Origin of the sequence: Actinoallomurus acaciae (assembly GCF_042429965.1) — a bacterium.
Classification (GTDB): Bacteria; Actinomycetota; Actinomycetes; order Streptosporangiales; family Streptosporangiaceae; genus Actinoallomurus; species Actinoallomurus acaciae.
This window is the reverse complement of the sequence record NZ_JBHLZP010000077.1, coordinates 1-23,409: the sequence shown is the minus strand read 5'-3', so window position 1 is coordinate 23,409 and position 23,409 is coordinate 1. Positions and strand designations below refer to the sequence as shown.

Annotated in this window: 25 protein-coding genes and 1 pseudogene; 11 read left to right on the top strand and 15 right to left on the bottom strand. The window is 69.6% G+C overall.

Features of this window, described 5'->3' with window-relative positions; genetic code table 11:
• The 5 genes from ACFFNX_RS13355 to ACFFNX_RS13335 all read right to left on the bottom strand — a co-directional run.
• Positions 1-450, bottom strand: a 450-nt coding sequence (locus ACFFNX_RS13355; protein ID WP_378200298.1) for a conjugal transfer protein, incomplete at its 3' end; no start/stop codon positions are given.
• 62 nt (positions 451-512) lie between these two features.
• Positions 513-785 carry a hypothetical protein gene (locus ACFFNX_RS13350; RefSeq protein WP_378200295.1) on the bottom strand — a complete coding sequence of 91 codons (273 nt, stop codon included), beginning with the start codon at positions 783-785 and terminating at the stop codon, positions 513-515.
• A 73-nt stretch (positions 786-858) separates the two neighbouring features.
• Entirely contained in the window at positions 859-1,644 is a 786-nt protein-coding gene (locus tag ACFFNX_RS13345) for a conjugal transfer protein (protein WP_378200292.1), read from the bottom strand.
• A 414-nt stretch (positions 1,645-2,058) separates the two neighbouring features.
• A complete protein-coding gene (ychF, locus tag ACFFNX_RS13340; protein ID WP_378200289.1) occupies positions 2,059-3,138 on the bottom strand; it encodes a redox-regulated ATPase YchF in 1,080 nt (359 codons plus the stop codon).
• Positions 3,139-3,189: 51 nt separating this feature from the next.
• A complete protein-coding gene (locus ACFFNX_RS13335) occupies positions 3,190-3,729 on the bottom strand; it encodes a hypothetical protein (RefSeq protein WP_378200286.1) in 540 nt (179 codons plus the stop codon).
• A gap of 244 nt (positions 3,730-3,973) precedes the next feature.
• Here ACFFNX_RS13335 and ACFFNX_RS13330 point away from each other — a divergent pair, with 244 nt between their 5' ends.
• From ACFFNX_RS13330 to ACFFNX_RS13320, 3 genes and pseudogenes are all read left to right on the top strand, one after another.
• Entirely contained in the window at positions 3,974-5,188 is a 1,215-nt protein-coding gene (locus ACFFNX_RS13330; protein ID WP_378200283.1) for a DNA recombination protein RmuC, read from the top strand.
• 112 nt (positions 5,189-5,300) lie between these two features.
• Positions 5,301-5,846: a DUF6542 domain-containing protein gene (locus ACFFNX_RS13325; protein ID WP_378200281.1), complete on the top strand. Its 546-nt coding sequence runs from the start codon at positions 5,301-5,303 to the stop codon at positions 5,844-5,846.
• A 123-nt stretch (positions 5,847-5,969) separates the two neighbouring features.
• Positions 5,970-6,298: pseudogene (locus tag ACFFNX_RS13320) on the top strand (hypothetical protein); the annotation flags it as partial.
• A 524-nt stretch (positions 6,299-6,822) separates the two neighbouring features.
• Here the strand turns inward: ACFFNX_RS13320 and ACFFNX_RS13315 are convergent.
• Positions 6,823-7,770 carry a 4-hydroxy-3-methylbut-2-enyl diphosphate reductase gene (locus tag ACFFNX_RS13315; RefSeq protein ID WP_378200278.1) on the bottom strand — a complete coding sequence of 316 codons (948 nt, stop codon included), beginning with the start codon at positions 7,768-7,770 and terminating at the stop codon, positions 6,823-6,825.
• 159 nt (positions 7,771-7,929) lie between these two features.
• Between ACFFNX_RS13315 and ACFFNX_RS13310 the strand changes: the two genes are divergently transcribed.
• Positions 7,930-8,652 carry a DUF8129 domain-containing protein gene (locus tag ACFFNX_RS13310; protein WP_378200275.1) on the top strand — a complete coding sequence of 241 codons (723 nt, stop codon included), beginning with the start codon at positions 7,930-7,932 and terminating at the stop codon, positions 8,650-8,652.
• A 125-nt stretch (positions 8,653-8,777) separates the two neighbouring features.
• Here ACFFNX_RS13310 and ACFFNX_RS13305 read toward each other — a convergent pair whose 3' ends face one another.
• From ACFFNX_RS13305 to ACFFNX_RS13295, 3 genes are all read right to left on the bottom strand, one after another.
• Entirely contained in the window at positions 8,778-8,966 is a 189-nt protein-coding gene (locus ACFFNX_RS13305; protein ID WP_378200272.1) for a DUF5999 family protein, read from the bottom strand.
• Positions 8,967-9,132: 166 nt separating this feature from the next.
• Entirely contained in the window at positions 9,133-10,935 is a 1,803-nt protein-coding gene (gene asnB, locus ACFFNX_RS13300; RefSeq protein ID WP_378200269.1) for an asparagine synthase (glutamine-hydrolyzing), read from the bottom strand.
• 12 nt (positions 10,936-10,947) lie between these two features.
• On the bottom strand, positions 10,948-11,370 hold the full coding sequence (locus tag ACFFNX_RS13295) for a MarR family winged helix-turn-helix transcriptional regulator (protein WP_378200266.1): 423 nt from the start codon (positions 11,368-11,370) through the stop codon (positions 10,948-10,950).
• A 159-nt stretch (positions 11,371-11,529) separates the two neighbouring features.
• Here ACFFNX_RS13295 and xseA point away from each other — a divergent pair, with 159 nt between their 5' ends.
• From xseA to ACFFNX_RS13280, 3 genes are all read left to right on the top strand, one after another.
• Positions 11,530-12,744, top strand: a complete 1,215-nt coding sequence (xseA, locus tag ACFFNX_RS13290; RefSeq protein WP_378200263.1) for an exodeoxyribonuclease VII large subunit — start codon at positions 11,530-11,532, stop codon at positions 12,742-12,744.
• Positions 12,745-12,857: 113 nt separating this feature from the next.
• Entirely contained in the window at positions 12,858-13,523 is a 666-nt protein-coding gene (locus tag ACFFNX_RS13285) for a hypothetical protein (protein WP_378200260.1), read from the top strand.
• A gap of 47 nt (positions 13,524-13,570) precedes the next feature.
• On the top strand, positions 13,571-13,810 hold the full coding sequence (locus tag ACFFNX_RS13280; RefSeq protein ID WP_378200257.1) for an exodeoxyribonuclease VII small subunit: 240 nt from the start codon (positions 13,571-13,573) through the stop codon (positions 13,808-13,810).
• 19 nt (positions 13,811-13,829) lie between these two features.
• Here ACFFNX_RS13280 and ACFFNX_RS13275 read toward each other — a convergent pair whose 3' ends face one another.
• Both ACFFNX_RS13275 and ACFFNX_RS13270 read right to left on the bottom strand, forming a co-directional pair.
• A complete protein-coding gene (locus tag ACFFNX_RS13275) occupies positions 13,830-14,513 on the bottom strand; it encodes a DUF4245 domain-containing protein (protein ID WP_378200254.1) in 684 nt (227 codons plus the stop codon).
• The gene (locus ACFFNX_RS13270; RefSeq protein ID WP_378200252.1) at positions 14,500-15,108 is read right to left on the bottom strand and encodes a TetR/AcrR family transcriptional regulator; all 609 of its coding nucleotides are present in this window, start codon (positions 15,106-15,108) and stop codon (positions 14,500-14,502) included. The genes ACFFNX_RS13275 and ACFFNX_RS13270 overlap by 14 nt, the downstream gene beginning before the upstream one ends.
• Before the next feature lie 380 nt (positions 15,109-15,488).
• On the opposite strand from ACFFNX_RS13270, the gene glpX reads away from it, so the two are divergent.
• Positions 15,489-16,523 carry a class II fructose-bisphosphatase gene (gene glpX, locus ACFFNX_RS13265; RefSeq protein WP_378200249.1) on the top strand — a complete coding sequence of 345 codons (1,035 nt, stop codon included), beginning with the start codon at positions 15,489-15,491 and terminating at the stop codon, positions 16,521-16,523.
• 77 nt (positions 16,524-16,600) lie between these two features.
• Here the strand turns inward: glpX and ACFFNX_RS13260 are convergent, their stop codons facing one another.
• From ACFFNX_RS13260 to ACFFNX_RS13245, 4 genes are all read right to left on the bottom strand, one after another.
• Positions 16,601-17,449: a carbohydrate ABC transporter permease gene (locus ACFFNX_RS13260; RefSeq protein ID WP_378200246.1), complete on the bottom strand. Its 849-nt coding sequence runs from the start codon at positions 17,447-17,449 to the stop codon at positions 16,601-16,603.
• Entirely contained in the window at positions 17,446-18,405 is a 960-nt protein-coding gene (locus tag ACFFNX_RS13255) for a carbohydrate ABC transporter permease (RefSeq protein ID WP_378200243.1), read from the bottom strand. The genes ACFFNX_RS13260 and ACFFNX_RS13255 overlap by 4 nt, the downstream gene beginning before the upstream one ends.
• 10 nt (positions 18,406-18,415) lie before the next feature.
• Positions 18,416-19,672, bottom strand: a complete 1,257-nt coding sequence (locus tag ACFFNX_RS13250) for an extracellular solute-binding protein (RefSeq protein ID WP_378200240.1) — start codon at positions 19,670-19,672, stop codon at positions 18,416-18,418.
• Between the two features lie 333 nt (positions 19,673-20,005).
• Positions 20,006-20,611, bottom strand: coding sequence for a DUF1707 SHOCT-like domain-containing protein (locus tag ACFFNX_RS13245; protein WP_378200237.1), 606 nt, complete (start codon positions 20,609-20,611; stop codon positions 20,006-20,008).
• A 55-nt stretch (positions 20,612-20,666) separates the two neighbouring features.
• Here ACFFNX_RS13245 and ACFFNX_RS13240 point away from each other — a divergent pair, with 55 nt between their 5' ends.
• From ACFFNX_RS13240 to ACFFNX_RS13230, 3 genes are all read left to right on the top strand, one after another.
• On the top strand, positions 20,667-21,590 hold the full coding sequence (locus ACFFNX_RS13240) for an ABC transporter ATP-binding protein (RefSeq protein ID WP_378200234.1): 924 nt from the start codon (positions 20,667-20,669) through the stop codon (positions 21,588-21,590).
• 13 nt (positions 21,591-21,603) lie between these two features.
• Positions 21,604-22,413: an ABC transporter permease gene (locus ACFFNX_RS13235; protein WP_378200300.1), complete on the top strand. Its 810-nt coding sequence runs from the start codon at positions 21,604-21,606 to the stop codon at positions 22,411-22,413.
• A gap of 103 nt (positions 22,414-22,516) precedes the next feature.
• On the top strand, positions 22,517-23,409 hold an 893-nt coding region (locus tag ACFFNX_RS13230; protein ID WP_378200231.1), incomplete at its 3' end, for an MFS transporter.

The following is a 23,409-nucleotide window of genomic DNA, read 5'->3' as shown; positions in this document are numbered from 1 at the left end:
CCGCTTGGCCGGTGCCGCGGCCTCCGTGGCCGACTGCGCCCGCCCGCGCTGCCCGCCGGTGTGCACCCGGCCGGACACCCCGCGGTGCCGCAGCCAGACCCGTCCGACGATGGCGACCTCGTCCGGCTCGCGGATCGGTGTCAGCCGCGCCCAGGTCTTCGCCTCGGTGAGGTAGCGGATCTGGGAGATCATCAACTCGGTCAGCCGCTTGCCCTCGATGACCGGTCGCGTCGCCAGCCAGGTCAGGACACCGGGCGGCACGATGTACACCACGTGCCAGGGCGTGTGGAACGGCACCTGGAGAAGTTGGAGCAGGACGATCCACGGCACGAATATGCCGAAGAAGACACCGATCTGCACCAACGGAAGCGGCATCGGCAGCCTGAGATCGTAAAGCTTGTAAAGCCGCTTTTCGATGCGCCAGATATTGGTGTACGTGGGCAGATCCACGCGGGCCCCACTTCCCCTAACTGGAACCGACCATATTCAGACCTGTACGGCAGCTGCGTTTATCAGGATATGCTTACTCCAAGTGCCTTGGCGATCGCTTTTGCCGTCGTCTCGATGATATTCGGTACGTAGAAGATCACTCCAATGCCGATGGCCAGAATGATGAACTGAACGAACCGCGTGATCTCTCTGGTGAAAAGAAAGAAGATCGCGACGATCGAGACGATGACCAGGAACAGCGGCCCGAAGACCGCGCGAAGCCATTTCGCGAGATCATCGGTGTTCAGGCCATTGGCGGGCTCCGCGATCTCATGATGCGGGAGCATCGCCAACATATGCTGAATCATCGACCTAGCCTTCCTCGGTCGGGGAGTGAATCGTAGCTTCCGGTTGGGACCGGCCGGCTCGTCATGACGCGGCCGGAAGGGTAGAACCTCGGATGTCCGTTACGTACCAATTGCCGTCTTTTTTCACCATCGTGAGCTGATAGGTCTGCTCGAGCGAACCACCCGTGGTCTTGGGCTGACCAGGAGCGACCTGCCAGATCACGGTCGCGTTGACCGTCCGCGCGTTGGCGTCTCCTCGCGGCGCGTCGATCTCTTTCAGCGCGCTGAAGGTGAACACGTTGCCGAGTCCCGTCACCGGCGGGTCGGAGTAGCGCTGCAGCGACGCGGTGTCGCCGCTCGCGTACGCCTTGAAGAACCCCGTGAGGGGCTCCTGCAACTCGTCTTCGAGCGCGCTGTCGCGATCTTGATTGGCCGCCGGCAACGCCGCTCTCGGCGGCGCCGGAAGCGTCGCGGGCCGACCGGATATCGCCAGCGCGCCGTCCTTCGCGTAGACCGGGACGGCCAGTTGAAAGATTTTTCCGTTGGCCTGCACCAGCAGCGTCACGATCGCCCGGTTGACGTCCTGCGCCTCGACCGAGGACACGTGCGCCGACCGCAGCACCGACCTTCCGGTGTTGTTCCAGCCCAGTTGCGGGTCCACGCCGGGAGCGATGAACTGCGCCAGCTGCTTTTGCCGGTCCACCGCCGTCGCCGGGTCGTAATTCAGATAGACGTCGGCGAAGGACAGTGCATAGGAAGAGGCCTCTTCCTGCGGGAACCCCGGCTTTTCCGAAGAGGGTGCGGACGGCGTCGACGGCTTGGCCGTGAAGCGCTCGAACGGCGCCCTGACGCCGTTGACCAGCACCACGATGATAAAAGCCCAGAGGATGACACGGCCGGCGTAGATCCACCACCGTCCGCCAGAGCCTCCCCAGCCGCCGCGGTCACCGCGACCGTCGCCGGACCCGCGACGGGCCTTGCCCCGCCGACCCTTGTCGTCTGGTTGATCCCAGGGGTCGCCGGGCGGGAATCCGCCCGGCGGGTAACCGGGCGTGCCGGCGTCTACAACGCCGGACGACCTGCGAGCCATCGTCCCTCCGCTCGCGCCTGCCCAGCCGGTTCGGCGCGCGTCTTATCCATCTACTGGTGTTTGATTTACCACCTTAACCACGGCGGTCAATTGTTCCAGTGTCGAGCGGAGATGCACAGCCCCGGCACGCGGTTGTGTATAACACGGGCCGTGACGAGCGGTATTACCGGAAGGCGAGGTTTGCCTCGCTTCCTACACGTTGAAGCGGAACTCCACGACGTCGCCATCCTGCATGACGTACTCTTTGCCCTCCATCCGGGCCTTCCCGGCGGAACGCGCGGCGGCCACGGAGCGTTCCGCGATGAGATCGTCGTAGGACACGATCTCGGCCTTGATGAACCCGGTCCGGAAGTCGGTGTGGATGACGCCGGCGGCCTCCGGCGCGGTCGCGCCCTTGCGGATCGTCCAGGCCCGCGCCTCCTTCGGGCCCGCCGTCAGGAACGTCTGCAGCCCGAGCGTGTCGAACCCGACCCGTACGAGCTGCGCCAGCCCGGGCTCCTGCTGGCCGGTCGACTGCAGCAGCTCCAGCGCCTCGTCGTCCGGCAGCTCGATCAGCTCCGACTCGATCTTGGCGTCGAGGAAGATCGCCTCGGCCGGGGCGACGAGCCCCTGCAGCCGCGCGCGCAGGCCCTCGTCGCCCAGCTCGTCCTCGTCGACGTTGAAGACGTACAGGAACGGCTTGGCGGTCAGGAGGTGCAGCTCACGCAGGACGCCCAGGTCGAGCCCTGAGGCGTACAGCGTGGTGCCCTCGTTCAGCATCTTCTGCGCCGTCTGGGCCGCGTCCACGACCGCGAGCTTGTCCTTGTCCTTGGTGGTCCGCGCCTCCTTCTCCAGGCGCGGCAGGGCCTTCTCCAGGGTCTGGAGGTCGGCGAGGATCAGCTCGGTGTTGATCGTCTCGATGTCGCGCAGCGGCGCCACGTCACCGTCGACATGCGTGACATCCGGGTCGTCGAAGACCCGGATGACCTGGCAGATCGCGTCGGTCTCCCGGATGTTGGCGAGGAACTGGTTGCCCAGTCCCTGGCCCTCCGAGGCGCCCTTCACGATGCCCGCGATGTCGACGAACTGCACGGTCGCGTGCACGATCTTCGCGGAGTCGTACAGCCGCGCCAGCTCGTCGAGGCGCGGGTCGGGCAACCCGACCACACCGACGTTCGGCTCGATCGTGGCGAAGGGGTAGTTCGCCGCGAGAGCGGTGTTCTTGGTCAGCGCGTTGAAGAGCGTCGACTTGCCCACGTTGGGCAGGCCGACGATTCCGATGGACAGGCTCACGGACGGCGAGTCTACGGCCCTGCCGCGCCCGGTCCGTCATCCGCCGGAGCGCTACCGGCCCGCCTGGCTCAGGTGCTGGGTGGCCTGCGCGGTGAGCGTCCGCACCACGGACGCCGGGTCCCGCACGTTACGCACCTCGAAGCTCTCGAACTCCACCCTGAACACCTGGTTGCTCAGGCGCGTGTAGGACTCGCAGCTCCCCGCCGAGCCCTTGGACGCGCCGCAGGCCATGAAGCTCTCGTCGCCGTCCGAGAGCGGAATGATCGTGGTCCCGGGCTTGTCGGCCTGCCGCCGCCTGATGTCGTACTGCTCCTCGGCGTCCTTGACGGTGGACCGGTCGAAGGTCTCCACGTACACATGGATCCGCCCGGTCGCGTCCGTGGCGTTCGCCTTCTCCCACGTGCACGCGGCCCCGTCCAGGCCCGATTCGGAGCCGGCGCCCGGCACGTACGCCTGGATCTGCGCCTGGCTGAGCAGCCAGCATCCGTCCGGTGCCTGCTTGAACCGGCCCTGGGACCCGGAGTTCCGCACGACCACCAGCACGACGCCGAGGACCACCACGACCAGGAACCCGGCGACCAGGAGGAGCACCGGCAGGCCACGCCGCGGCCTCCGCGGCGGGGGACCCGGCGGACCGGGGTACGGCGGCCCCGGATACGGCGGGCCCGGGTGAGGTCCCGGATTGTACGGTGGCTGCACGGGCGTCCCTTTGTTCTTCGGCGCCCCGGAGCGTAGCGGACGAGCCCTTGATCCGTAAGTGGGAGTTCCGCCCGCAGTGGGGCCCTCACCCGCGCGTCGGGCCGACTTTGCCCGGCGGCTTTGTCACGATGCGGAGATGGACGTTCTCCTGGGCCTGGTCGTTGGTCTCATCGTCGGTGCCGTCGCGGGCGTGGCCTGGGCCCGGAGCCGTACGGCGGTGCTCACGGCGCGGGCGAGGGCCGCCGAGGAGAAGGTCGCCTATGTCGAGGAGCGTCTCACCGAGCGCTTCCAGGCGCTGTCGGCGCAGGCCCTGGACGCCAGCAACCAGCGCTTCCTGGAGCTGGCCGGCACCCGCCTGGCCACCGCGAACGCCGAGGCGGCCGGCGAGCTCGACAAGCGCATCGCGCCTCTGAAGGACACGCTCGGCCGGGTCGAGGCGCAGCTGCGCGAGGTGGAGACAGGGCGCCGCGAGTCGCACGCGATGCTGGCCAAACAGGTGGAGTTCGTCCGGCAGAGCTCCGACCAGCTCCGCCGGGAGACCCAGACGCTCGTACGGGCGCTGCAGCGGCCCGAGGCGCGCGGCCGGTGGGGCGAGCTCCAGCTGCGCCGCGTGGTGGAGATCTCCGGCATGACGCGCCACTGCGACTTCGACGAGCAGGCCACGGCGGGAAGCGGGGTCCGCCCCGACATGGTCGTACGCCTCGCGGGCGGCAAGAACATCGTCGTCGACTCCAAGGTGTCCCTCGCGGCGTATCTGGAGGCCGCGGACGCCGAGGAGTCCGGCGTGTGGAAGACGCGGCTCGACGCGCACGCCCGGCACCTGCGCGAGCACGTCGACCGGCTGGCGGCCAAGTCGTACTGGCGCTCCTTCAGCCCCGCGCCCGAGTTCGTCGTGCTGTTCGTGCCGGGAGAGGCGTTCCTGGCGCCGGCGCTGGACCGCGACCCCGGCCTGCTGGAGTACGCGATGCGCCGCCGGGTGCACATCGCCACCCCGACGACGCTGATCACGATGCTGCGAACGGCGCACTACGCGTGGCAGCAGGAGGCGCTGTCGGAGAACGCCCGCGCCGTGTTCGAGCTCGGCCGGGAGCTGTACGAGCGGCTCGGCACGCTGGGCCGCCACGTCGACCAGCTCGGCAAGTCGCTGACGAACGCGGTCGTCGCCTACAACCGTACGGTCGGGTCGCTGGAGAGCCGGGTCCTGGTCACCGCGCGGCGGCTGAACGAACTCGGCGTGACCGACGACGAACTCGACACACCCGACCAGGTCGGCGAACCGGCCCGTTCGCTCTCCGCGGCCGAACTCGCCGACGACGCGGACGAGAACCGCCAGATCCGTCTGCTTCCCTGATACCGGTAACGTCGTGTCGCGGGACGTGACCCCCCGAAGCGGGTTACCGTACGCTCAGGCACGCTCGACTCTGGGACGGCTGGTGGCAACGGACACGCGCGGAGGCCCGAAGGTGGCATCTCCTCCCCCGGGGGGGAAACGCCGGCGGCGCCCGCCCACCGGCCCGGCCGTCACGCTGACCGGCCGGGGCGGCATCGTCGTCGTGTTCGCCTCGACCCTGCTCGGTGCGATCTTCAGCGGGCTGTTCGGCCTGCACGCGGCGCAGGGGTTCCTGTTCATCCTCGGCTGCCTGCTGGCGGTGCTGACGACCCGCCGTACGGATCTGCTCGTCCTCGTGGTCAGCCCACCGCTGATCTTCTTCTTCGTCTCCCTGATCGGCGCGGCCGTCGGCTCGTTCGGGGAGCGCTCGTTCGTCGTCAGCATGCTGCTGACCCTGATCACGACGTTGACGTCGAACGTGCCGTGGCTCTTCGTCGGCGCGCTGCTCGTGCTGCTGATCGCCGTTCCGCGCGGGCTGCCGGCGAACCTGCGGGAACTGCGCGCGAGCATCGCCGCGGACAACCCCTTCCGCGGCCGCACGTCCCTGCTCGGCCGCAAGGACGTCGACGACGACCCGGTCCGCTGGGACGAACCCGCCGACCCGAGCGCGTCCGACTAGGTGTACTGCCCAGGCAGGTTGGTTGAGGACGCGTGGCGACACGGTGCGAATGTGGGTGATTGGTGAAGGCCTGCGGTTGTGGAGTGGAGCTGTCTAAGGAACCGCTCCATCGACCAGGAGGCCTTGGTGTCCCATGCTAAGGCTGCCTTGACTCCTCGTGGGCGTCTTCGGCCGGCGCGTTTGATCGTCGGGGACGGCTGGCCCATTGCCCGGGCATGCCGGCCTCCACCGTCCACGCGGTGCCGACCCGCCGCAGGCTGAACCGGCTACCCCACCTCGGCCAGGCCACCGGCGAGCCGATCCGCCCCTATAAACACGACCAGCCTGGCGCGATGCCGCACGTGGATGTGAAAAAGTCCGGCAACATCCCCGATGACGGCGGCTGACGCTACGTGAGCCGGGTCCAAGGCGAACACGACCGCGAAGCCACCGCCAACCGCACCGGGTCGCCAACGGCCGAGCCCTGCGCCGCCTCTACAACTCCGAACACGCCGCCACAAAGCCCTGCCAACCCGGCTCCACCTCTACGACCACCACCCGATCGACCAACCTCCCTGGGCAGTACATCTAGGGCGTATTTTGTGGATCTTGGTTGAGCCACACGCGATGGTCACCACACTCCGATGATGAGCAGCGGGCTTCTCATCGCGGGTGGCGAGTCCGCGGAAGCGTTTGAGCTGGCCGAGGCAGCGTTCGACGACGTTGCGGCGCCCGTAGATCTCTTTGTCGAAGCCACGGCGGCGCCATCCGCGCCGGGAGCGGGAGGCGCGTTGGTCCCAACGGACGCGGAGGATGCGGATCGCTTCGATGACCTCGATCAGACGGGTGCGATCGTTGATGCTGCCGCCTGCGCGGACGAAGGACAGCGGCAGGCCGCGTCCGTCGCAGGCGAGGTGGACTTTGGTGGTCGGCCCGCCCCGGGGTGTCCCGCCGATCGGCTCCTGTGCGGATCCTCCACAGGGCCCAGCGGCGGGGATCAGGCGGAGCGGAGGTCGCGGCGGAGTTCGTGGGGCAGGGCGAAGACCATGCGTTCGCGGACGGACTCGACCTCTTCGACCGTGTCGAAGCCGTGGGCCGCGAGGCGTTCGAGGACGCCGTTCACGAGCTCCTCCGGCACCGAGGCGCCGCTGGTCACGCCGACCGTCGTCACGCCCTCCAGCCACGTCGGGTCGATCTGGTCGGCGTAGTCGACCAGGTACGACGCGTCGGCGCCGTGGTCCTTGGCGACCTCCACCAGGCGCTTGGAGTTGGAGGAGTTCTGGGAGCCGACCACGATGACCAGCTGGGACTGAGCGGCGATCTCCTTGACCGCGACCTGGCGGTTCTGCGTGGCGTAACAGATGTCGTCCGACGGCGGGTCGATCAGCTTGGGGAACCGGGCGCGCAGGGCCTCGACGGTCGCGGCGGTCTCGTCCACGGACAACGTGGTCTGGGAGAGCCACACGACCTTCTCCGGGTCGCGGACCGTGATGTTGGCCACGTCGTCCGGCCCGTCGACCAGCTGGACGTGCTCGGGGGCCTCGCCGCTGGTGCCGATGACCTCCTCGTGGCCCTCGTGGCCGATGAGGAGGATGTCGTAGTCGTCGCTCGCGAACCGCCGGGCCTCCTTGTGCACCTTGGTGACCAGCGGGCAGGTCGCGTCGATCGTACGGAGGCTCAGGCCGGCGGCCTCCTCGTGGACGACCGGGGCCACGCCGTGGGCGGAGAAGACCACGATGGCGCCCTCGGGGACCTCCTCGGTCTCGTCCACGAAGATCGCGCCCCGTTCTTCGAGCGTCTTGACCACGTGCACGTTGTGCACGATCTCCTTGCGCACATAGATGGGGGCGCCATAACGCTCGAGCGCCAGCTCCACCGTCTGGACGGCACGGTCGACGCCCGCGCAGTAACCACGCGGCTTGGCCAGGAGAACGCGACGAGTCATAGGCACCATGGTAGGTGGGATCGCGGCAGGCGATCCCACCGCGGCGAAACCGGCCACGGCACGTGAACGTCGCGACACCGTAGGGCAGAGTGTTCGTAGACACACCGTCGGGTACCGGCCGGTCCGTTTGTACCGGGCTGGAGAGAGCAGAAACAAACGATGACACGATCACCACGCCATCTCAGGGACCAGGTCAAGGACACCGTGAGCGAGCTGCCGATCCAGGCCGCCCGGTTGGCGGTCATGGGGGTCGGGCGGGCCCTGCTGCTCACCGACCGCCTGCGCAAGGACTATCGCGAGGCGCGCGAGTCCGGGCTGAGCCCCGTGCTGGGCCGGCTCAAGAACGACGCCGAGAACCTCACCGGCATGGTCGTCGGCAAGGTCGCCGGCAACGGCAAGGTCGAGGAGCCGCCGAAGGGCCGCCCGGCCGGCGACTCGGAGATCTCCGTCGGCAAGCCGAAGCCGTCCGCGACCACGCGCCCCGCTGATCGTGCGAAGCCGGCCACGGCGCCGCCGGCGCGGCCCTCGGCGTCCTCCCGGCCCAAGTCCGCGACGGCGAAGCCCGCGGCCGCCAAGCCCACCCCGAAACCGGCGCCGAAGCCCTCGCCGAAACCGGCCGCCAAGCCCAAGGCCAAGCCCCCCGCGGCGGAGAAGGCGAAGCAGGCCGAGGCGAAGACCGCGCGGCCGAAGCCGCGCGCCAAGGCGGTCGCGAACCTGCCGATCGCGGGGTACGACGAGGCGACGCTCGCCTCCGTACGCGCCCGGCTGCGGGGCCTGGATGCCAAGCAGGTCGGTGAGCTGCGCGACTACGAGCGGGCGCACGCCGCGCGCGCCGACTTCCTGCGCATGTACGAGAACCGCATCGCCAAGCTGCGCGGCTGACAGGCCGCTCGAGACACCGCCGAAGCCCTACGGGCCCGGCGGCATTGGTGCGTGCGCCGGTGAGGCGAACGGGCCGAAGACTCACGAGTGGAGCATCGCCGCGGCCGCCCGGCAGGGACGCCGGGCTATGCGACCACCGGGTCGCGATGTGCGGGGGGCGCTCCCCCGTCGGGAAGCAGCTCACCGGTGTCATCGAAAATGATCACACCGTTGCACAACAGTCCCCACCCCTGTTCCGGGTGGTAGGCGACCAGTTTGGCCGCGTCGTGGTCCGGCGCCTCCGCGGACGGGCAGAACGGCTGGTGCTCACACACAGGACCCACACCCCCTGAAGAACCTGCTGTCGCCTTGGCTCTGAATACCAGCATGCCCGTGCCTGCCGGAAAAAACATCGGGACAACTACCTGCACGGATACCCGAACCCGTATCTGAGGACAACCTCGCCCGGCTCAGCATTCACCCTGCTCCCCGTAAGTCGCGTCACACGTGGACGGGCCGGTAGGCGGCCAGCCAGTCGTTGAGCGCGATCACGCGTTCGAGGCCGATGCGGTCGCGCTGGAGGCTCGCGGTCCCGACCGGGCGCCTCAGCGCCGTGCGGACCGCCGCCTTGTCCAGGTACGGCTGGATCGGCGCCGCGGGATCGGTGGCGAGCTCGCCGAGCCGGTCCCGGATGGCGCGTTCGTAGCTGACATTCTGCGTCGACGGATACGGGCTCTTGACGCGCCGCACGACCGACTCGGGCAGCGCGTCGGCCACCGCCCCGCGCAGCAGGCTCTTCTCCCGCCCGTCGTAGGTCTTGTACGACCAGGGCGTGTTGAAGACGTAGTCCACGAGCCGGTGGTCGCAGTACGGCACGCGCACCTCCAGGCCGACCGCCATGCTCAGCCGGTCCTTGCGGTCGAGCAGCGTGCGCACCCAGCGGGTGAGGTGCAGGTAGCAGATCTCCCGCATCCGCCGCTCGTGCGCGCTCGTGCCGGGCACGTGGGGCACCTCGGAGAGCGCCTCGCGGTAACGCCGGTGCTGGTAGGCCTCGGCGCGGGCGTCGAAGTCGCGGTCGAGCAGCTCAAGGCCGTTGGTGAACGCCGTGGTCGCCCACGGGAACGTGTCGGCGGCCACGACCGACGAGTCGTGGAACCACCGGTAACCGCCGAAGACCTCATCGGCCGACTCGCCCGAGAGCGCGACCGTGGAGTGCCGCCGGATCTCCCCGAACAGCAGGTACAGCGAGGTGTCCATGTCGCCGAATCCGGGCAGGTCACGCGCGCGCAGGACGCTGTCCAGGACCTCCGGTGAGACGAGCTGGCCGGTGTCGAGCACGACGTCGGTGTGCTGGGAGCCCACGTGCTTGGCGACGTCGTGGACGTACGGGGTGTCGGCGGTCTCGCGGAGCTCGTCGGGGGTGAACCCGACGGTCTCCTCGACGAAGTCGACCGCGAACGACCGTACGCTGTCCGCGCCCAGGGCCTGGTCGGCCAGCGCGGTCAGGGCGCTGGAGTCCAGGCCCCCGGACAGCAGCGTGCAGAGCGGCACGTCGGAGATGAGCTGGCGCTCGACGATGTCGTCGAGCAGCTCGCGCACGTGCCGGACGGTGGCGGGGATGTCGTCGGTGTGCTCGCGGGCTCTCAGCGACCAGTAGACGTGGTCGGTGGCCCCCTCACGGCCGACGCGCACGGTGTGGCCGGGCTCGACCTCGCGCATCCCGGCGAAGATCGCGTGCCCCGGCGTCTTCGCCATGGTCATCAGCTCGAACAGTCCCTCGTCCTCCACCCGCGCGGTGAACATCGGGTTGGCGAGGATGGCCTTGGGCTCGGAGCCGAACAGCACACCGTGCGGCGTGAGCGCGTAGTAGAGCGGCTTGATCCCCAGGCGGTCGCGGGCCAGCAGGAGCTCCTCGGTCCGCCGATCCCAGATCGCGAGGGCGAACATGCCGTTCAGCCGGTCGACCAGGGCGGGGCCCCACCGCAGGTACGCCTGGAGGACGACCTCGGTGTCGCTGCGGGTGCGGAAGCGGTGGCCGTGTCCTTCGAGCTCACGGCGCAGCTCACGGAAGTTATATGCCTCGCCGCTGTAGACCAGCGTCGCCGGGCCCTCGCTCATGGGCTGCACGCCGCCCTCGACGTCGATGACGGCGAGCCTGCGGTGCCCCAACGCGACGTGCGGCTCGATCCACAGCCCCTCGTCGTCGGGGCCGCGCAGCCTCATCGTCCGTGTCATGTTCAGCGCGGTCGAACGCTCGGTGGTGAGGTCGCGCCCATAGTCCACCCAGCCGGTTATGCCGCACACGGGATCCCCCTGTCACGAGCCGGCGAACAACTTCTCCAGCGCCGGCAGCGCGGCCTCGATGGACGCGCGCTCGGCGTCGTTCAGCAATGTCATGCGCCCCGCCAGAAAGGTGATCCGCTGTTCCCGGGCCTGCTGAAGGCGTTGGCGTCCCAGAGAGGTGAGCTCGGCGGTGACCACCCGCGCGTCGTCGGCCTCGCGTCCGCGGATGACCAGCCCGTCGCGGGCGAGGCGGCCGATCTGCCGCGTCATGGTCGGCAGCCGGACACCGTGCTCCGCGGCGAGATCGGACATCCGGCGCGAGCCATCCTCCAGCGAGCCCATCACGAACATCTGCTGTGTCGTAATGGCCTGACCGGCATTCGCGCGGCGAAGCATGAGCACGATGTCGCGGATCTGCCGGTTGAATCGTTCGGCGAGCGCACGGGGATCGGACATGACCTTTCCTCCTTCCAAGCTAGCAGAGCGCCCCGTTTAGCTGGGCTAACTACGGAGTGTGGGGCGTAATTCACGCTTCGTCCAGCTCGGCTCGCCAGAACCACCAGGCTCGTTGCTCCCCGGCCGCACACCGTCCCCGCGGGCCGTTAGGCTGCGCGCATGGCGCTGGAGACCTCGCCGGAGTCGCCGACCCCGGTCCGTACCGTCCTGCAGCTCGTCGGAGGCTGGATCTCCAAGCTCGGGCGGATCTGGGTCGAAGGGCAGATCACCGAGCTGAACCGCCGCGCGGGCACGGTCTACTTCACGCTGCGCGACCCGGTCGCCAACGTGTCCGTACGCGTGGTCTGCCCGCGCACCGTCTGCGACGCCGGCGGCCCGGCCGTCATCGACGGCGCACGCGTGGTCGTGCACGCCAAGCCCGACTTCTACATCAACCGCGGCTCGTTCGCGCTCTCGGCGTTCGAGATCCGCCCGGTGGGCGTCGGCGAGCTCCTGGCCCGGCTGGAGCGGCTCAAGCAGCTCCTCGCGGCCGAGGGCGTGTTCAACGCTGAGCGCAAGCGTCCGCTGCCCTTCCTGCCGGGCACGGTCGGGCTGATCTGCGGCCGCGACTCCGCCGCCGAGCGCGACGTGCTGGAGAACGCCCGCCGCCGCTGGCCCGCGGTCCGCTTCAAGGTGGAGAACACCGCCGTCCAGGGCTCGTACGCGGCCGGCGAGGTCATCGACGCGCTGGGCCGGCTCGACGCCGACAAGGACGTCGACGTGATCGTCATCGCCCGTGGCGGCGGTTCCCTGGAGGACCTGCTCGCCTTCTCCGACGAGGCCCTCGTACGCGCGGTGGCCGCCGCCCGCACGCCCGTGGTCTCCGCGATCGGGCACGAGCAGGACACGCCCCTCCTCGACTACGTCGCCGACGTCCGCGCCTCGACGCCGACCGACGCGGCCAAGAAGACCGTGCCGGACGTGCGCGAGCAGCTCACGCTGGTCCGGCAGCTGCGCGACCGCGGCCGGCGCTGCCTGTCCGGGCGGGTCGAGCGCGAGGTGCAGTGGCTGGCCGGGGTGCGCTCACGGCCCGCGCTGGCCGATCCCGTACGGGAGATCGAACGGCAGGCGGAGGCGGTCACCACCCTGCGCGACCGGGCACGGCGCTGCCTCGCCTCGGCCCTCGATCGCGCCGCGGACGACCTCTCCCACACGCGGGGGCGGCTCGTGGCCCTCTCCCCCGCCGCCACGCTCGAGCGCGGCTACGCCGTCGTCCAGCGTCCCGACGAGTCGGTCGTCGGGGCCGCCGCCGACGTGAGCAAGGGCGATGCGTTGCTGATCCGCTTCCACGACGACCAGATCACCGTCCGCGTGGAGGACGAGGGAGCGGTGTGAGCACCGCCTCACCTGGCGAAACCGCGTAATCCGCCCGAACACCCCTGGATCATGCGGATAATGGTCGCTCACCTCATCCGTCACACGCATCCCATCTGTCGAAGGACTCCTCCGTGACACAGCCCCCGTACCAGCAGCCGCCGTACCAGGGGCCCGGCCCCTACCAGCAGCAGGCGTACCAGCAGCAGCCCGGCCACGGGCAGTACCAGGCGCCGTACCAGCAGCCCCCGCAGCAACAACAGCAGCAGCAGCCGTACGGGCAGCAGTGGGGCCAGCCGCAGCAGCAGGGCTACCAGCAGCCCCCGCAGCAATATCAACAGCAGCAGTACCAGCAGCCCCAGTACCAGCAACAGCAGCCGTACCAGGCACCGCAGCAGCAGGCCTACGGCGGGCAGGCCTGCCGTCTGTGCGGGAGCGGACCCGCCGCCCAGGCGACGTTCCGCGCCGTGGTCGGCGCGGTGTTCATGCACACGATCTGGACGGCGCCCGGCCCGTACTGCCGCGACTGCGGTCTGCACACGTTCCGGCGGCAGACCGCCAAGTCGCTGACGGGCGGCTGGTGCAGCGTCGGAGCCATCGTGCTGACCCCGATCTTCGTGTTGATGAACCTCAGCTCCCGCAGCAATGTCGCGAAGCTGCCCGCGCCGCAGCCGCAGGGCGACGGGCGCGCGCCGCTCGACCCGGGCCCGCCGGTGTTCCAGCGCCCGGGCGCGTACCTCTACCCGGGGCTGGCGTTCCTCCTGTTCGTCCTCATCATCGTCGGAAACCTCAGCAGCTGACCGGCGGCCCGGCACGGGCGGGCCGCGTTGCCCGTAGGGTGGTTCGGGTGACGGAGGAGAAACCAGAGCTGTCCTACGAGCAGGCCCGAGACGAGCTGGCGGACGTCGTACGCCGGCTGGAGGCCGGCGGGCTCACGCTCGAGGAGTCGCTCACTCTCTGGCAGCGCGGCGAGAAGCTGGCGGGCATCTGCGAGGAGTGGCTGGAGGGCGCCCGCGCGCGGCTCGCCGCGGCCATGGCCGAGCGGGCCGAGCCGGCCACCGAGGCGGCCGAGGGCGCGCCCTTCTGAGCCGCTGAGCCCCGTTGTGTCAGCCGACCGGCGTCGCCGCCGAGGACGGCTTGGGCTGGGGCTTCAGCGAGGCCGCTAGCACGCCGAGCTCGTCGTAGGAGGCCGTGCCGGTGAGAACGATCGTGACGCCGGGGAAGCGGTGGACGAGTGAGCGCTGCTTCTTGTCCGGCCGGAACGTGCGGTCCCAGGTCACGCCGGCGATCTGGGCGGTGCCGTCCGGGTGGCCCTGGCTCGTCATGCGGTCGATGAAGTGACCGGCGCCGTCCGGCGTCTCGTTGCTCTCCTCCAGCGCGGCGAACTCCTTGCTCGCGGTGGAGAAGCCGAGGTGCCAGGAGATCGGCCCCTGCCCGCGGCCGCTGAGCCGGGTGCTGGTGGGGAACCACTGCGGCGGCAGGCCCTGGGGCGCCAGCACCTGATACGGGGCGACGGCGGTGAGCCCGGCCAGGTCGCTGCTGTAGTCGGCATGCGGCGTGGCGGACTCGTTGTGCCGCGGAGTGATCAGAATGACCAGGCCGACGAGGGCCAGCGACGCGAGCATCGCCATGGTGAAGCCCGGCAGCCCCGACATGAGCCGCTTGTACACCGACGGCGACACGACGTAGGGCCCCTCGGGCGGACGCGTCGCCGTGGCGGTGGTGCCGGGCCCGTCGGCGGCCGAGCCGTCCGGCGCGGTGGCGTCGTCCGCCGGCTCACGACCGTCCACGGGGGCTCTCCATGCGGGAAATGATCGCCAGGACGTCGTCGGCGAGACGCCGTGACGCCGTCTCGTCCTCCGACAGCGACACCTCCGAGACCGCGCCGGACATCGCGCCGGTCAGCACGACGACGAGTGCCTCGTCCACCTCGCCGTCGCCGGTGTGGAAGAGCGCCGCGTTGCGCCGCGCCCAGGTGCGGAGGCGGTCGCGCAGGGCCCGGTCGAAGCCGGGCGGCCCGTCGCCGGACAGGAACAGCCGGGCGAGGTCGGGCTCGGCGAGGCACCCGTCGAGGTAGGCGCGCGCGCCGGCGATGAACAGCCGCATCGGGTCGGTCTCGCCCTGGTCGCGAGCGAGGTGGACGGCCTCGCGGGTGCGCTCCTGCTGGCGGTTCTGGAACTCCTCGAAAAGCGTGAGGTAAAGGTCGGCCTTGCCGCTGAAGTGGTGGTAGAGGCTGCCGACGCTCGCGCCGGCCTTGGCCACGATGTCGGTCACCGCCGCCTGCGCGAACCCGGACACCGAGAAGACTTCACGCGCCGCCGCCAGCAGGGCTCCGCGCGTGGCCGCACCCCGGTCGGAGGTGCGCTGGAGGTGTTCGATGCTCAACTGCGCGCTCCTCGCCGCGCCGGAGAGGCGCACGGCACTTGCCACCGACGGCCCGCCGGGCACGTCGCTCGCCCCCCGGGCCGCCTCTTGATTTCGCTGCTCATTACGGCCCTAGATTACGCCCTGTCTGCGCTGAATTTACGTCCCCCGGCATCAGCCTCCGATGATCCGACGGCTTCCGGCCCGTCCGGCCCATCGGAAGGCGAATCGTCAAAGTGGTGTTTCTCGCACGCAACCTTCCCTACAAAACGGGCATGTTTGCAGTGCCTGCGCCTCACTGCGCCGCAGCCAGACGTGCGAACATGCGATCGATCCGACACTCGAGGAGGGAGCGGCGTTCGCCCCGGCCGGCAGGCCGGGAGGTCACGCCGCGTGATCCGATGACCGAATCAAGCACTCCGTCGTCCCCGCTGGTGACCGAGGCGCACGCCCCGGACCGCAACCTCGCGCTGGAGCTCGTGCGCGTGACCGAGGCCGCGGCGATGGCCGCCGCGCGCTGGGTGGGGCGTGGCGACAAGAACGGGGCCGACGGCGCGGCGGTGAACGCCATGCGCCAGCTGATCAACACGGTGTCGATGAACGGCGTGGTGGTGATCGGCGAGGGCGAGAAGGACCAGGCCCCGATGCTCTTCAACGGCGAGCGGGTCGGCGACGGTGAGGGCGCGGACTGCGATGTCGCCGTGGACCCGATCGACGGCACGCGGCTGACCGCGCTCGGGCAGAGCAACGCGATCGCGGTGATCGCGGTGAGCCCGCGGGGCACCATGTACGACCCGTCGGCCGTGTTCTACATGGAGAAGCTGGCGACCGGCCCGGAGGCGGCCGACGTCGTCAACATCGACGCGCCCGTGGCGGACAACATCCGGGCGGTGGCGCGGGCCAAGGGCTGCTCGCCGTCGGACGTCACGGTGGTCGTCCTCGACCGGCCCCGGCACGAGCGGATCGTCAAGGAGATACGCGAGGCGGGCGCCCGGATCAAGTTCATCACCGACGGCGACGTCGCCGGCGCGATCATGGCCGCGCGGGAGAACACCGGCATCGACCTGATGCTCGGCATCGGCGGCACGCCGGAGGGCATCATCGCGGCCTGCGCGATCAAGTCGCTCGGCGGCGTGCTGCAGGGACGGCTGTGGCCCAAGGACGACGCCGAACGGCGCAAGGCGATCGACGCCGGACACGACCTGTCGCGCGTGCTGACCACCGATGACCTGGTCACCTCCGACGACGTGTTCTTCGCCGCGACCGGCATCACCGACGGCGAGCTGGTCGGCGGGGTCCGCTACAGCAAGGGGCTGGCGTACACGAACTCGCTCGTGATGCGCTCGCGCAGCGGGACGATCCGCCGGATCGACAGCGAGCACCGGCTCGCCAAGCTCCGCGCCTACTCGGCGATCAACTTCGACACCGCGAGTTAGGCCGGGCCGTCGTACACCCTTCCGGCCGCGAGGGCCGGAAGGGCCGCGTGCCCGTACGGACGCGCATCCGACGACGGCTATTTGACGCTGCCGGCGGTCAGGCCGCCGATGAGGTACCGCTCGATCACGATGAACAGGATGACGACCGGCACGATCGCGATCAGCGAGGTCGCGAACAGGTACTGCCAGTGCTGCTGGTACGACGTGACGAAGCCGGGCACGGCCACGGTCAGCGGCTGACGGTTGGGCGAGGACGTGATCGTCAGGGCGACGACGTACTCGTTCCACGCGCCGATGAACGTGTAGACCACCGCGGTCACCAGGCCGGGCAGCGACAGCGGCAGCGTGACCCGGGTGAGCGCGGTGATCCGGTTCGCGCCGTCGATGTAGGCGGCCTCCTCCAGCGCCTTCGGGATGCTGGAGAAGTACCCGTGCAGGATCCACACGCAGAACGGCAGGTTGAACGCGGCGTTGACCAGGATCAGCGCGAGCAGGGTGTCGGTCAGGTTCAGGTACACCATCTCGCGGTAGATGCCGATCACCAGGGCGGTGGGGGCGAACATCTGGGTGACGAGCACCAGCAACAGGAACGGGCCGCGCAGCCAGAACCGGTTGCGCGCCGTGTAGTACGCCGCCGGCAGCGCGACCAGCAGCGCGATCAGTGTGGACACGGCCGCGACGATCAGCGAGACCTGCATGTTCGTCCAGATCGGCGCCGCTTTCCAGACGTCGACGAAGTTGCCGAAGTTCCAGTGCTTCGGCAGGAAGGTCGTCGGCGACGCGGTCAGCTCGCGGTCGGGCTTGAGCGCCGTGAACAGCATCTCCAGGTACGGCGCGACGAACACGAACGCGACCACGTAGCCCACGGCCGTCAAGACGACGAGCTTGCCCCGTCCGGCCGCTCCCGACCTGCCCGGGATGCTCATGACTGTGCCTCCCCGCGCCAGCCGACGGCCCGCAGATACAGCAGGACCAGGATCAGGATCAGCACGAAGTTCACGACCGCCATCGCGGCCGACTCTCCGACGTCGCCCGTTCCGCTGAAGGCGAGCTTGTACATGAAGGTCGTGCTGGTGTCGGTCTTGTTGCCCGGTCCGCCCCCGGTCATCGCGTAGATGATCGGGAACGAGTTGAAGACGTTGATCACGTTGATGATCGCGGCGACGAGCAGGGCCGGCCGCAGCAGCGGCAGCGTGATGCGGAAGTAGGTCCGCGCACGGCCGGCGCCGTCGACGCGGGCCGCCTCGTAGACCTCCTGCGGAATGGTCTGCAGCCCGGCCAGGATGACGAACGAGGTGAACGGCAGCGACACGAAGACGGCCACCCACATCATCCAGATCAGCGCCTGAGCGGGGTTGGACAGCCAGTTCACCGGCTGGTCGATCAGCCCGACGCCCTTGAGGACCTTGTTGACCACGCCGTAGTAGTAGTTGAGCATCCACTTCCACGTCAGCGCGGTCATCAGCACCGACGCCGCCCAGGGCACGATCACGGCCCAGCGCACCACGCGGCGCCCGGGGAAGTCGGCGTTGAGCAGCTGGCCCAGGGCCAGCGACACGACGACCGTGACGAGGACGACGCCGACCACCCACACCACCGTGCGCAGCAGCACGCTGACGAGGCCGGACTCGTGATAGAGGTCGTGGTAGTTGCCGGTTCCGTGGAAACCCAGCGTCGCCCCGGACGAGCTGATCTTCATCAGCGACGTCCAGACCATCTCGATGACCGGCCACAGGACCACGGCCGCGATCAAGATGATCGCGGGGCCGATCCACGGCAGTGGGGCGAGCGCCCGGCCGATCAGGCGGAGAGCGCTCCTCGGTGGCGGCGACGACGCCGGGACCGGAGCCCCGGCGTCGTACACCTCGACGGTGTCCTGCACGAGCCGTCCGTCAGCCGTTCTTCTGCGCGGTCTGCTGGAGCTCGCTCAGCACGCTCTTCGGGTCACCGGTGATGGCGGTGCCGAGCTTCTCCTTGACCGTGTTGGCCAGCGGGCCCCAGGCGGCGTTGCCGGTGGGGTAGAACTTGGCGTTCGGCAGAGCGTCGATGAACGGCTTGTCGTACGGCACGGCGCCGCTGATCACGTCGCCCGCCGACTTGGTGACGGGGAGGAAGCCCTCTTCCTTCTGGAAGTTGGCGACGTTGTTCGTCTGGTAGAAGAAGTTCAAGAACTTGGAGACGGCGTCCTTCTTCTTGCCGCCGCCGTTCTTGAAGGCCACCAGGAAGTCCTGCACACCGAGCGTGCTGGATGTGCCCCCGGCCTTGGTCGGCAGCGGCGCGACGGCGTACGGCAGCTTGGCGTTGACCTTGTTGATGAAGCCCGCCGGCATGAAGACGGCGCCGTTGAGCATGCCGATCTTGCCCTGCGCGAACTCGTTGAAGACGTCCTTGCGGTCGGTCGTCTCGGGGTTCGGCTGCGTGAGGCCGGACTTGGTGAGGTCCTTGAGGTAGTTGAGCGTGTCCACGTTGGCCTGGCTGTCGATCGTCCAGTTGCCGGACTGGTCGACGTAGCCGCCGCCGTTGTTCATCGCCCACATGAAGAACTCGGCCTGGGACTCCTCGGCGCCGAGCGGCAGGCCGAGCGGGAAGACGCCCTTCCCGCCCTTGTCCTTGATCTTCTGGGCGTCGGCCTTGACGTCGTCCCAGGTCTTGGGCGGCGCGGAGATGCCGGCCTTCTTGAAGATGTCCTTGTTGTAGAAGAACAGCCGGACGCTGGACAGCAGCGGCATGCCGTACTGCGTGCCCTTGTACTTGTCGCCCTCGACGAAGGACGGGAGGATGTCGCTCGACACCTGCGGGGACAGCACGTCCGAGGTCGGGAACAGCAGGCCGTCCCGGGCGAAGTCGGCGAACGCGTTGTAGTTCAGAATGTCGGGCGTCTGCTTGGTCTGGACGTAGGTCTTGACCTTGGCGTCCATCTGGGTCCAGTCGACCATTTCCAGGTTGACCTTGTAACCCTTGTTCTGCGCCTCGAATGTCTTGATGAGGCTGTCCCAGAGGCTCTTGGTCTTGTCGTCGTAGATCGCGGCGACGAACTTGATCGTCTTGTTGTCGCCGCTGTCGCCCGAGGAACTGCCCTTGCTGCATCCGGTCAAACCGAGGGTCACCGTGAGACCCGCGGCGATAACGCCGATGAGGTGCCGTTTCACCTGTCCCCGCCTTCTTGTGTGAGGCTTCGGGGCGCGCGGGTGCGCGCGACGTCCCCGGTCGTGTGTGTCGAAAAAGGGTTCGCCAACCCCCGGCCGGGCCCTCGGCTCATCACCTCCGAGCGGCCGCTTGGCGTGGCACAGCTGGTGTGCGGCTCGCGCCGCCACCTCCTTTCACAGGCATGAAAGGTTGTGCACGATTCGACTGCTCACTGAGCAGAATCGCGCATGGCACTGAACGATAGGAGCTGGTCCGTACCAGTTCAAGGGGATGCGCGACGAGGAGTCTCAACCGTTATTGAATCTCCCGCGTGACCTGCTGATCCGTTTCCGTGATCAGCGGGCCGGGCGGCGAAGGCGGCCCAACCTGCGGCGTTTCGGCGTGCGTGCGCCGACCGAACCGAACACGACCGTGCCGCTCACTTCGATGACGGGCACGTCCGGGCCCGGCGGCTGCCGTACGCGCAGCGCCTGGGTGCCGACGATGGACCGCCCGGTGAACTCCACGCGCACGCCCTCCGGGACGACCAGCCGGAGCCGCCCGCCGAGCACGCTCGCGCGTACGACGACGTGACGACGTTGCAGCAGGGCCTCACTCAGATCGATCTCCAGCGTGCCGAAGACCGCGGCGGCCGCGAACCGGCCGGGCACGACCCACCGCCCGTCGCGGCGTACGGTGCCGAACAGGGCGTGCAGCGGGCCGGGGTCCAGCCGGATGGGCTGCCGGTCGGCCGGGAGCAGGTCACGGGTCAGCTCGGCGAGCTCGCCCAGCGTGCGGGCGGCGTACGCCCGCTCGACCCGCTCGCCGTGCTCGCCGAGCGTGATCCGGCCGTCGCCGTGGGCCTCCCCCAGCAGCCGCACGACGTTCTCCCGGTCGGTGTCGGAGGCGCGCAGCTCACGCGGGGAGGGATCGTCGCCGGCAGGTCTCCATGGAAGGTCCACGCCCCAGACGATATTCGTTGGCGGTCTGTCGTAGCCGCTGCCTACCGTGAAGAGCATGGCCATCCTGCTGCGCGACGTCGTCAAGCGGTATACCGATCGTGATGGCACGTCGATCGCGGCCGTCGACGGGCTGACGCTGGAGGTGCCCGACGGCGTCTGTCTCGGGCTGCTCGGCCCCAACGGCGCCGGCAAGTCCACGACGATGCGCCTGTTGACCGCCCAGTCGAGGGCCGACGGGGGAACGATCAACGTGCTCGGCTACGACATCCCGCGCGAGGCCAAGCAGGCGCGGGCCCTGATGGGCGTGGTGCCGCAGACCGACAACCTCGACGAGGAGCTGACCGCCCGGCAGAACCTCGAGGTCTTCGCGAGGCTCTACCGCGTGCCACGAGCCGGCCTGCGCGCGGCGGTGGACCGGGCGCTGGAGATCGCCCACCTGAGCGGCCGGGCCGACGCGCGCGCCGACAAGCTGTCCGGCGGCATGCGGCGGCGGCTGCTGGTCGCACGCGGGCTGGTGCACTCGCCGCGCCTGGTGCTGCTGGACGAGCCGACCGTCGGCCTCGATCCGCAGGTGCGCGCCGACCTGTGGGGGTTGATCGCCGGGCTGCGCGCGTCCGGGGTGACCGTGCTGATGTCCACGCACTACATCGAGGAGGCGGTACGGCTCGCCGACACCTGCGCCCTGATGTCGCACGGCAAGGTGATCGCGACCGGCAGCCCCACCGAGCTGATCGCCGACCACGCGGGCGACCGCGTCGAGGAGCACGAGGGCTCGCCCGAACGCCTGGCCGAGGTGGAGGGCCTGGCCCGCCGGGCGGGCCTGCCGACCCGCCGCACCGGCCCGACCGTGTCGGTGCTGCGCGCCGAACGGATCTCCCCCTCGCTCGCCGACAGCCTGGCCAACGGCGCCCGGGTCGTACGCCGGGCCGCCAACCTCGAGGACGTCTTCGTGATGCTGACCGGAGAGACCGTTGACTGACCCCGGGCGACCGATGATGCCCGCGCCGAGGGGCCGGGCGCGGCCGTCGGCACGTCTGAGGACCTTCGAGTGGGCCCCCGTGCACGGGGTGTGGCGGCGCGAGCTGGCACTGTTCCGCCGCTACTGGGCCTCGTCGTCGTTCGCGTCGATCATCGAGCCGACGATCTACCTGCTGGCGTTCGGCTTCGGCTTCGGCTCGCTCGTGGGCCATGTCGCGGGCTACCGCTACGTCGACTTCGTGGGCACGGGCGTGGTGGCGACGGCGACGCTGTTCACCTCGGTGTTCCCGGGCATGTTCAACACCTACATCAGGCGCACCTACCAGCACTCCTATGACGCGGTCCTGGCCGCCCCGGTGGACGTGCACGAGGTGGTGGCCGGCGAGGCGTCCTGGATCGCGGTCAAGAGCAGCGTCTACTCCTGCGTTCCCATCCTCGTGTCGCTGGCCTTCGGCCTGCGGCCGCAGGCCGGCGTGGTCGCCGTGCCGATCTTCACGGTGCTGACCGCCGCCGGCTTCGCGCTGTTCGGCATCTGGGCGTCCACCGTGGTCCCGTCGATCAACAGCTTCGACTACATCATCAGCGGCGTGCTGGCCCCGCTGTTCCTGGTCGCGGGCACGTTCTTCCCGATCAGCGGCCTCCCCGGCTGGGCCCACCCGATCGCGCGCGTCAACCCCCTGTACCACTGCGTGGAGCTCGTGCGCCACGCCGTGTTCGGCTTCCACCCGCTCGCCGACCTGGGCCACGTGGGCGCTCTGCTGGTGTTCGCCGTGCTGATGTGGTTCCTCGCCGTCCGCGGCATGCGCCGCCGTCTCATCGACTGACCGCACGCGGCCCTCACCCGGCGCGAAGACATCGCCGCATATTGACCGGCACACGCCCGGTCTCTACGCTGACGCGAACCTCTTTCACGTTTCGGAGGGTGCGGTGGCGGCGGAGATCGACCGACGGACCCGGCAAGGCCGTCTCGCGGCGTACACGGCGTTCGGGGTGCAGGGGCTGTCGTTCGCCGCGCTGGTGACCCGGATCCCGGAGATCCAGAAGGCCCACCACCTCAGTGACGGCACGCTCGCCCTGGTGCTGCTGGCCGTGCCCGTCGTCGCCGGCGTCGGCAGCGTCCTGGCCGGCACGCTGATGCCGAGGTACGGCAGCGGCCCGGTGCTGCGGGTCTCCCAGCCGCTCGTCCTGCTGTCGATCCTCGCGATCGGCGTCGCGCCCGGCGATCTGCCGCTGTACGCGGCCACCGCGCTCTTCGGCCTGTTCGTCGGCGCCGTGGACGCCTCCATGAACGCCCAGGCGGTCACCGCCGAGACGCGGTACGGCAAGAGCCTGCTGACCGGGTTCCACGCGATCTGGAGCGCGGCCGGCATCCTCGCCGGGCTGTGGATCGCCCTGGCCAACCGCGTGGACATGGGGCTCGGCACCGGGTTCGCGATCCCGGCCGCGCTCGGGCTGGCGGTCTCGCTCGGCGGTGCCCACCGGCTGTACCCACGGGCGATGGAGTCCGCCGGGCCCAGCGGCGACCAGCTCCGGGCCGCCGCCAAGCGGGTCCCGTGGCGACCGATCGTGGTCATCGGTGTGGCCGTGACCTGCATGTACATCGCGGACTCGGCCACGTCGAGCTACAGCGCCAAGTACCTGAAGGACGACCTGCACGCGGCCGGCGCGGTCGCGCCGCTGGGGTACGTCGCGTACCAGGTCTGCATGATGCTGAGCCGAGCCGGCGCCGACCTCCTCGTCCGGGCGTACGGCGCGGGGCGCGTCGTCGCGGTGGGTGCGGTCGCCGGCGGGATCGGGCTGCTGGCGGCGGCGCTCGCGCC

Coding starts and splice junctions, on each gene's coding strand:
- ACFFNX_RS13350 (WP_378200295.1), bottom strand. CDS start 785: ATGTTGGCGATGCTCCCGCATCATGAGATCGCGGAGCCCGCCAATGGC.
- ACFFNX_RS13330 (WP_378200283.1), top strand. CDS start 3,974: ATGGACGTTCTCCTGGGCCTGGTCGTTGGTCTCATCGTCGGTGCCGTC.
- ACFFNX_RS13315 (WP_378200278.1), bottom strand. CDS start 7,770: ATGACTCGTCGCGTTCTCCTGGCCAAGCCGCGTGGTTACTGCGCGGGC.
- ACFFNX_RS13310 (WP_378200275.1), top strand. CDS start 7,930: ATGACACGATCACCACGCCATCTCAGGGACCAGGTCAAGGACACCGTG.
- ACFFNX_RS13295 (WP_378200266.1), bottom strand. CDS start 11,370: ATGTCCGATCCCCGTGCGCTCGCCGAACGATTCAACCGGCAGATCCGC.
- xseA (WP_378200263.1), top strand. CDS start 11,530: ATGGCGCTGGAGACCTCGCCGGAGTCGCCGACCCCGGTCCGTACCGTC.
- glpX (WP_378200249.1), top strand. CDS start 15,489: ATGACCGAATCAAGCACTCCGTCGTCCCCGCTGGTGACCGAGGCGCAC.
- ACFFNX_RS13260 (WP_378200246.1), bottom strand. CDS start 17,449: ATGAGCATCCCGGGCAGGTCGGGAGCGGCCGGACGGGGCAAGCTCGTC.
- ACFFNX_RS13240 (WP_378200234.1), top strand. CDS start 20,667: ATGGCCATCCTGCTGCGCGACGTCGTCAAGCGGTATACCGATCGTGAT.
- ACFFNX_RS13235 (WP_378200300.1), top strand. CDS start 21,604: ATGATGCCCGCGCCGAGGGGCCGGGCGCGGCCGTCGGCACGTCTGAGG.